The organism is Pontibacter vulgaris, assembly GCF_022758145.1.
GTDB lineage: Bacteria > Bacteroidota > Bacteroidia > Cytophagales > Hymenobacteraceae > Pontibacter > Pontibacter vulgaris.
In genome coordinates this window covers 1-2,651 of sequence record NZ_JAJVDH010000019.1, presented here as the reverse complement: position 1 = coordinate 2,651, position 2,651 = coordinate 1, and the positions used below count along the sequence as shown (strand labels likewise).

The window sequence follows — 2,651 nt, the reverse complement described above, 5'->3', positions numbered from 1 at the left end:
TTTCATTCCTCTGGATTAAATACTTATTTACCCAAGCAAGCTGCTGGCACCAGACTTTTCAGTGCTTTCTGTTCTTACTGAAGAAACGCCACATGATTTCATTGATGTCTATATCCCTGGTGGTATTTCCCAAAGGGTAACCAATGTTATATGCAACGCCGCCCGGCCAGGTATGACCACCATTCTGGACAGTTATTAGTGAAACGGAAACTTTTTCATTAGATACTTCCTGAATCGTAACAGAAGTGCTGTCCTTTTTATTTGAATTGAAATACTTTTTATTCTCTCTCTGGCCTTCTAGTCCGTAACGCGTAACCCAATAACTATAGGTAGCTAAAGCCGACTCATAAGCATCGGTTTTTCCTTCATATTTTACCACCTCGTCGGCTGTGCCGTGTACCTGCATTACGCTAACTTTTTTATCGGTTTGATGAAAGTGTTTTACTGAATCAGGTAAGGGGCCTCCAATGGAAGCAATGGCGGCAAAATCATCAGGCATTTCCGCGGCCAGGCGATGGCAGAAGAAACCACCTCGCGATAGGCCTGTCGCGAAAACGGCTTTGTCATCTATGCGGTACTCATGTTTCAGACTGTCAAGTATGGCTTTGACAAAGCTTATGTCGTTAGTGCCCTTATGGTAAGACATCTCAAAGCCGACATTCCAATCCTGCTTTATTCCGGAAGGATAAACTACTATAAAGTTGTGTTTATCTGCTGTTTCATTCATTTTAGTATAAAGCATTTGCTCTGCCATGCTCATGCCCCCGCCATGAAAGTTGAATACCAGCGGAAAGGTATGATTGGTGTTTGACTGATAGGAGGCAGGAAGGTATACCAGGTACTTTCTTTTTACACCTTCGAACTGGAAAGATTTTACCTGCGCCAAAACGGTGATAGCAGTAGTAAGTAATACTGCAGTGATTAGGATTTTTAGCATGATCATTGATTTTAGTTTCGACACAAATGAAGCGTTAGCTAGTGTCGGATTCCTCCAAAATGATCATTTCGCTATAGTAAATAACGAATATGTTAGCCCGCCTTCCCTGCAGGCAGTACAGGAATGGCAGTATTAATAATAGAAAAGGGGTATAAACTAGTTGCTGGAAGGCATTCTAGGATTGAGCAATTTCCTTTCGGTAAGCAGAGGGAGTTTTATGAGTTTGTTTTTTAAAAGCAGTATTAAAGCTGGTAAGGCTGTTAAACCCAACCTCGTAAGCAATAGCCGCAATCGTAAGTTCGCTGGATTCGCGGGCTTTCAATAAAGCCTGCGCCTGCTTGATTCGGTACTGATTCACAAATCCGTTAAAATTAAATCCTGACCTGCTGTTGATTGCCATCGATATTTTCTGTGGACTTACTTTTAACGCCTTACTGAGGGTGTTTAGAGTTAGATCAGCGTTTTTGTATATCGCCTCATCGGTTAAGAGTTTCTTTACATCCTCGTATATCTGGTTTATTTCTGTTTCAGATAGCGGAGTAGTTTTATACTTTGATAAATCAAGGCCATTGATGTAGCCTTTTTTGATGGCTATCAAACTAACCCCGTAAGCGATAAAAGAATAAAGAATAGGGCCTAGAATGTAAGGAATGTTGTCCTCCAGCAAGTTTAGTACATACACAACCCATAGTGCTGCCAACGCATAAAAAAGAAGCTGCAGCCACTGTACCGCAACATCAGCTCCTTCTGACTCTTTTTTATACTTCTGTATATGCTGGTGACTATTGAACAGATACACTAAGTAATGGCCATAATAGAGGCAAAAAAGGATAACAAATACAGTTACCGGAGTATTTTTTACATTCTCCTTGTTTATCCAAAAACTAAAAGCTAGTCCAATAAGAAAGGGAACAAAATGGAATAGTAATGAAGTGGTAAAACGGATTGATTTTTCCAGAACCGATCTGGTGTAGAAGTAAAAAAGAGGGCCAATCAATAAGAGCGTAGCGAGACCTGCAAAGATCAACTGCAGGTAAATACCATCCACAAATTCCAGAAAAACAGATTTCCCGATACGAAATGAAAGGAGTAGCAATAGGATGCTCAGAATCTTATTTGAAGCGCTCAGTCCTTTCGGGTGAAACCAAAGAAAAACGGCTAAAAGGAGTCCGTGTAGGACACCCAATCCGCTGAGAAGTATAAGCAGTACCTGGCTAGTTGACATGAGAGCAAATAAACAAATTATTATACTCTAAAGTATTCTGTTCATACTTTAAATCTATTACTCAAGAACACAAGGTTATTTACAACCTGATATAATGGTAAGTTTATATCAGTCCTCTCAGTTTGTTGTAAAAGCTATCGCTATAGCTGTCACTAATCGGTATAACTTGTTCTGCTATCCAGATCCTGTTCTTTTCAATATGATCTATCTTGTCAATAGCAACCATAAAAGACCTGTGCACGCGGGCAAAGTCCTGGGCAGGTAACAGTTCTTCCAGTTTAGCAAAACTCAGCAGGGTCATGATCTTTTCTTTAGAAGTATGAATACGCAGGTAGTCTTTCATGCCCTCTACATAAAGGATATCGCGCGTCGCAATTTTCTGAATTCGATGGCCAACCTTCAGAAAGATATACTCCTGTTCATGCTTTGACTCTGCTTTAATTTCCCTTACCTCAGGTTGCTGTTTGAAGCTTGCTTCCTGATACAAGC

General features: G+C 40.4%; 3 protein-coding genes. All 3 read right to left on the bottom strand.

Going from position 1 to position 2,651, the window contains the following annotated elements:
• Positions 1–58 precede the first annotated feature (58 nt).
• Positions 59–937, bottom strand: coding sequence for an extracellular catalytic domain type 1 short-chain-length polyhydroxyalkanoate depolymerase (locus LWP20_RS18065; protein WP_242929581.1), 879 nt, complete (start codon positions 935–937; stop codon positions 59–61).
• Positions 938–1,112: 175 nt separating this feature from the next.
• Positions 1,113–2,162: a helix-turn-helix domain-containing protein gene (locus LWP20_RS18060; RefSeq protein ID WP_242929580.1), complete on the bottom strand. Its 1,050-nt coding sequence runs from the start codon at positions 2,160–2,162 to the stop codon at positions 1,113–1,115.
• A gap of 103 nt (positions 2,163–2,265) precedes the next feature.
• On the bottom strand, positions 2,266–2,651 hold a 386-nt coding region (locus LWP20_RS18055), incomplete at its 5' end, for a LytR/AlgR family response regulator transcription factor (protein ID WP_242929579.1).

Bases quoted from the DNA above. Each gene is read 5' to 3' on its own strand.
- LWP20_RS18065 (WP_242929581.1), bottom strand. From the start codon at position 937: ATGCTAAAAATCCTAATCACTGCAGTATTACTTACTACTGCTATCACC.
- LWP20_RS18060 (WP_242929580.1), bottom strand. From the start codon at position 2,162: ATGTCAACTAGCCAGGTACTGCTTATACTTCTCAGCGGATTGGGTGTC.